At 37.3% G+C, this 5,283-nt stretch carries 6 protein-coding genes; 2 read left to right on the plus strand and 4 right to left on the minus strand.

Features of this window, described 5'->3' with window-relative positions; translation table 11 throughout:
• Positions 1 to 398: 398 nt before the first annotated feature.
• Together GW12_RS07885 and GW12_RS07890 are read right to left on the minus strand one after the other, a co-directional pair.
• Positions 399 to 614 (minus strand): hypothetical protein, encoded by a 216-nt coding sequence (locus GW12_RS07885; RefSeq protein WP_034585906.1) that lies wholly within the window; start codon positions 612 to 614, stop codon positions 399 to 401.
• On the minus strand, positions 604 to 900 hold the full coding sequence (locus GW12_RS07890; RefSeq protein WP_034585907.1) for a BrnT family toxin: 297 nt from the start codon (positions 898 to 900) through the stop codon (positions 604 to 606). The genes GW12_RS07885 and GW12_RS07890 overlap by 11 nt, the downstream gene beginning before the upstream one ends.
• 170 nt (positions 901 to 1,070) lie before the next feature.
• Here GW12_RS07890 and GW12_RS07895 point away from each other — a divergent pair, with 170 nt between their 5' ends.
• Positions 1,071 to 1,628: a hypothetical protein gene (locus GW12_RS07895; protein ID WP_034585910.1), complete on the plus strand. Its 558-nt coding sequence runs from the start codon at positions 1,071 to 1,073 to the stop codon at positions 1,626 to 1,628.
• A gap of 63 nt (positions 1,629 to 1,691) precedes the next feature.
• On the plus strand, positions 1,692 to 2,624 hold the full coding sequence (locus GW12_RS07900; protein WP_034585913.1) for a HEAT repeat domain-containing protein: 933 nt from the start codon (positions 1,692 to 1,694) through the stop codon (positions 2,622 to 2,624).
• Positions 2,625 to 2,629: 5 nt separating this feature from the next.
• Here GW12_RS07900 and GW12_RS07905 read toward each other — a convergent pair whose 3' ends face one another.
• Positions 2,630 to 4,444, minus strand: a complete 1,815-nt coding sequence (locus GW12_RS07905) for a relaxase/mobilization nuclease domain-containing protein (protein ID WP_034585916.1) — start codon at positions 4,442 to 4,444, stop codon at positions 2,630 to 2,632.
• Complete coding sequence (locus tag GW12_RS07910) at positions 4,434 to 4,844, minus strand: MobC family plasmid mobilization relaxosome protein (RefSeq protein ID WP_034585919.1); 411 nt, start codon at positions 4,842 to 4,844, stop codon at positions 4,434 to 4,436. Before GW12_RS07910 ends, GW12_RS07905 begins: the two co-directional genes overlap by 11 nt.
• Between the last annotated feature and the right edge of the window lie 439 nt (positions 4,845 to 5,283).

Below are 5,283 nucleotides of genomic sequence, written 5' to 3' on the forward strand. Positions count from 1 at the left end.
TTTCGACTATCGCTACGTTGCACCAGTGACACTTATTCCCTCCACATGCAACGCATGCCAATCCGTAAAACGGACACGCAGAAGCAGGCAAAGCTCGATCTATGATGCTTATTTGACGATTTTAAACACGGATTAACGAAGACTTATCATTTTGGGTCTTGATCTAAACGCTGTTTATTGTGAAAATAGAGTTCAGGTACAAGCCTTAGTGTGAAATCATAACGGTCGCCAAACCTTATGATCTTCGTTATTCGATGTTAGTGTCATCAAATAACTGCGTACCGCTGAATATAAAGCGAAAGCCCATTGAGTTGCAAGATTCAATGGGCTTTTTCTTTGATCAATCAGACATTAAGACAAAAAAGGGAGGTCATATCTAATCATGACTAAATCCCTAATCAAGCACGTTTCAATGCCATAATATGGCGAACCATATCGTTAATATGTTGTTTTGTTTCATTATCTTGTGAACTTAACCATGCAACTACATCAGCATCAAAAGCCTTTGCTTGAGCTATGCCATGGCGTTCCTGTAATTTCTTCACAAAGTTAGGTTTAACCAATAGCGCATTGGTAGGGTCAAAATTTTTATAGCGTTCTAGTTCATTTTGCATTGCTGTACCTCCGCTTTTGGTGATGTGATGGTTCAAATGCAGTGATTATTCTCGCAACTTCTCCACGTTCAACCCAAACCACTGTTAATAGTCTACCACGATTGCTTAAACCGACTGATATTAGTCGTTGTTCATCATAGTGTCCTACATCCTCAAAAGAGATCAATGCAGGATCAAGGAAAATACTACAGACCTCCTCGAACGTAATTTCTCGCCCTCGATAGACTAAATCCATTTTTGGGTCATGCCATTCAAATTGCAAACCATAATATTCAATCAGTGGCATGATTGCCTATTGTCCTTTTAAATAATTGTTAAAACTAGATAGAAACTATTTTGCAATATATTTTCCCATACAATAATATAAAAATTGATTAAAAATACATCTAATTAATAAGTGAATTTTCAGTATATTTACGATATTATTTTTTCCAAACATTAAAAAATGAGATCTTTATGAAAAAAATTTTATTAGTTTCAATTGCTTTAATTATATCAACGACTTCTTTTGCAGCAGGAAATCCTACAAAGACAGGCGATGTTGTTGGTCGTGATTTAGATGTTCCTATTTTTGGGGCTTTAGGACATACAGGTGTTTTTGTTAGTACAAATAATATTGTCCAAGTAATGAACGCTACACCTTATGTAGATATTGTACAATTTACAACCTTATCAGGATTTAAAACAACACCTTATTGGGGAGCTAGAGCTAAATCAAGCTTTACATTTAAAACCCCATATACTTCTGCTGCAAACCAAATAACAACTATTTCTAATGCCCAAAAACCACATGTAACTTATACGCTTTATTCTTCAACGCCATCTCCAGCTAAACAGGTTTGTTCATCTTATAATTCATCAGGTGCATGTATAGCCTATACTTGGCAAAAGGGCAGCTTTCGTTGTGATGGATTTACAAAATGGCTTTATACAGAGACAGGAAATGGGAACTTAGGTGGAAGTACTCCTAACGGTACTTTTAATAGCTCTCTTCTAACGATAACTCGTGCATAATTTTTAATACATATTCCTCGTTAAATCATAATGAGGAATTCTTTTAACATTAATAGATTGCTTATGAAAAAAAACATTCTGTATGTCTTATTATTAGCCCTTATTATTTTGACTGTATTCATATTTTTTATAAAAGAAGATTCAACTGATCAAGGTTCTGAGAATCCACCAACACTTAACACAAAAAGTTCTGAAGGTATGTATCAAGATAAAATTACTACTAATATACAAGCAAGACAAAATACTCAAAAACTTAATGTTCCATTGTGGGCACAAAAAGTTATTGATATTAATGAAAATTCACAATACAGCCGTATTGAAAAAGTTGAAAAATTAAAAGACTTATTAAACCAAAATAAAAATGATCCCGCAGCAGTTAGAGAGATTTTGGCTCAGTTAGCCAATCAAAATCCAATTGAAGCGGTGGATGATATTCTTCCTTTCTTAAAAAGTAATAATCCTATCGTTCAAAGTGCTGCTCTTGGTGCACTTAGTAATGCCTCCTTGCTCACAGAAAAAGAACATGAACTTAAAAAAACACTTCCAGAAAACAATCAAATAAGATCTAAAATTTCTAAAGAAGTTAATGAGTTAAAAGAAAACCCAAATACATCTAAAGAAGTAAAACAGGCTATTATATCCTCTTATATGTCTACTAACCCTTCTATTGGGGATACAAAAGCAATGATTGAAAGTATCCTTAATGAGCAAAATATAACGGCCAATGAATCATCTTATATAGCCACCACCATTCTCAATGGAATTGACTCAACAAACACTCTTTCTTCAATTGCCAGTAAAAATGAAATGACAAAAGACGATATTATTATGAGTATCGGTAGTAATATTATAAATAATCCTGAGACATTAAACGTATTGACCTCCACCCAAAAAAAAGAACTTTACTCATTTATTGAAAAAAATCCCCCAACTACACGTAATGATGATTTCAGTTCTAAAAATGACATTTGGAAAAACACTTTAAATAGCTTTTAGAATAATTACCATCCCCTCCCCATATCTCGATCTCGCTTAGGTTGGGGCTGTTCCACTTCCTTTTTCAGTTCCTTCATCTGGACGATATTTTTTTCAATATCTCGGATGTTGCGAGTAAATTCTGCTGCGCTTTGGCTACTTCTGACGAGATTAAATGCTGTGTGGTTGAGATTTTCTCCAGAACTTCTTCGTTGTCGGCTGTAATCTTGCTCATCTCTCGGACTTTGCCATTGATCTGCTCGATATAGCTTGCTGTACTGCGTTCTAGCTCGTGAAATTGCTTCTGTATCGTCGCTAATGATTTCTGTGCTTGCTGTAAGCTTTGCTGATCGCTCTCGATTGCCTTTGACTGCGCTGACAAGGCTTGGATAATCTTGGTTTGCATTGTGTCTAAAGCTTGCTGTTGCTTCTGCAATTGCGATTGTTGTTGCAGTAATTGTTGCTGTTGTTCTTCGATGATTCTCAATAATTGTGTTTCTAATTCGGTCATCGTTTAGTACCCCATTGGAATCATGTAACCGTTCTGCCATTCCCCTGCATTCTTGTTGATCTGAATACAGAGACGTTGTGCTTTGCTGTCTGGTCGCTTGCATGTGCTGATCATCAAACTGCCCCCTGATCGGTTCAAATGGTCGACCCTCATTTGCTTCTCGTTGATCACTGTATTTAGCGTCTGCATCTCGCTGTACTTGTTTTTGGTGACAAGACCAAGCGAGAAAATCGCTATAAGCAAAATAACTGCTGCTGAAATCAGTCCCATATTCAAAATAGTAAGTTTTTTCTGTACCGCTTGATTCTGGGCTTGCTGTTCTTGGCTCTGTATTTGCTCGTTTAATTGCGTTAAATGGCTCAATTTCGATTGCAGCAAGGCTTGATACTGGTTTAACTGTTTCTCGACCGTCTGAGCACTGTTTTGAATGCTCTGGGCTATTTTCTCGTCCGACTGTTGAATAGCGGTCGCAGTGATATTGGCTCTTGTGTTCAAGCTGTCTCTGATAGTCTGCGACGTTTGCTCGATACCGCTCAGAAGTTGTTCCTCTGTATTCTTCAATTCGTTGTTGTACTTCTTGTCGATATTCGCCAGTAGCTCTAAAGCCTTGCTCATAAATCTCGCCCTCTAAACGGATGGGACGTTTTGCGCCCTCATACGGGTTTTCAATGGATATGGAGTTTTTTACTTGTCGAGTGACATTGATTTGATTCGATTCAAGCCATTGCACCAATTCTTGCCGATCGGCAATTTCCCCATTGGCAACCGCTCGGTAAACACGTTGATGTAACTGCGCTTTAAAATCCTTAATATCTTTGGGTAGATTCTTTTTATTTAAAAATAATTGGCGATGAGCAGGATCATCGGGGTCATACAGTGAATGTTCGGTATTGGTGATCTGCTTAAATAGATCGACGCGATCTAAATCGACTGGCGCATAGAATGGCTGTAGGCGTTTGCCTGTTGAAAGCTCAACATTCGGAATTACAAAATTAAGCTCAAGCCTTGTCTCACCTGTGTCTTGATTAATTTTGTCTTGGTGCTGTACCCATAAAATTTGATATTGATCTTTCTCTAGTCCCGGGAATAAACATTCCTCAAAATTTTGCATGATTTGCTGTTTATCCTGGTCAGATAAATCATGCTCATAAAAAGATAAACAACCACTGGTATATTTTTTGGCAAAAGGACTGCTATCAATCAATTGTGCTGTCAGTTCTACATCACCACTAAGCACTTTTGCATGTTCACGCTCTCGATCTTCACCCAATAAATAATCAAGACAGCCCTTTGATAAACCTGAACCATGTCGAAAAAAATCAACGATCATCTGGACGTAACTCCCGAAGCTGCTGATCTATCGAGATTAACAAATGAAGTAGCTTTACTTTGTCAAATGTTCCAGTCCCTGCAATATCCTTGTTAATTGCTTTAGCTATCTGATTCACATTATTGCCAATTCGACCTAGTTCTAAAATTAAAGCTCGTTCTGTCTTGCTATACGAAGATTCAACAACCTTAGTTGTTTTAATTTTTTGGTCATCATCTGCTTTGGAATTATGAATTTTAGTCGCTTTCTCTACTGCTGACTGACGTAGCAACTTTGCAATCGAACCATAAGGATTATTTGAATCAAGCAATTGATACTCTGATTCTGAAAGTCTGACTTTAAAAGTTCGTTCTCGAACTGCTTTACCTTGCTTCTTTTGTTCTAATTCCTGTACTGACATTTCAATCTACCCTGCTTTAGCTTTTGTAAGCTTTAAATTGGAAAATCTTTGATTTTTCGGTTTAAGGCTTTTCGGGGGTATCGGGGGTGAAGCCCCTGATCAAGGTCACAGACTATCACTGTTTAACGAAGTTAAATAGGGGTAGCTGTGTATCCTTGCTTATTTAAAAATGGACAAAGTTGTTATATGAAAATTAAATCAAATGAAACAGTATATAAATACTAGAAGGTATTGGCATGAATCTTGTAAAAATAAAGGCACTCAACTCTTTCTCACCGTCCCCCCATCCCTCGCTTTGCTCGGGCTGATGGTGAACGTTGAGAGAGTTTCGGCAATACTTTCCCTAAGGGTCGATGATTTAAAATCAACGTCCCTTAAGTATTGCCGATTAACCTGTAATTGGGCTGACGGAGCCACGCATCGGTCGTATCCGCACATG

Origin of the sequence: Acinetobacter sp. HR7 (genome assembly GCF_000773685.1) — a bacterium.
Classification (GTDB): domain Bacteria; phylum Pseudomonadota; class Gammaproteobacteria; order Pseudomonadales; family Moraxellaceae; genus Acinetobacter; species Acinetobacter thermotolerans.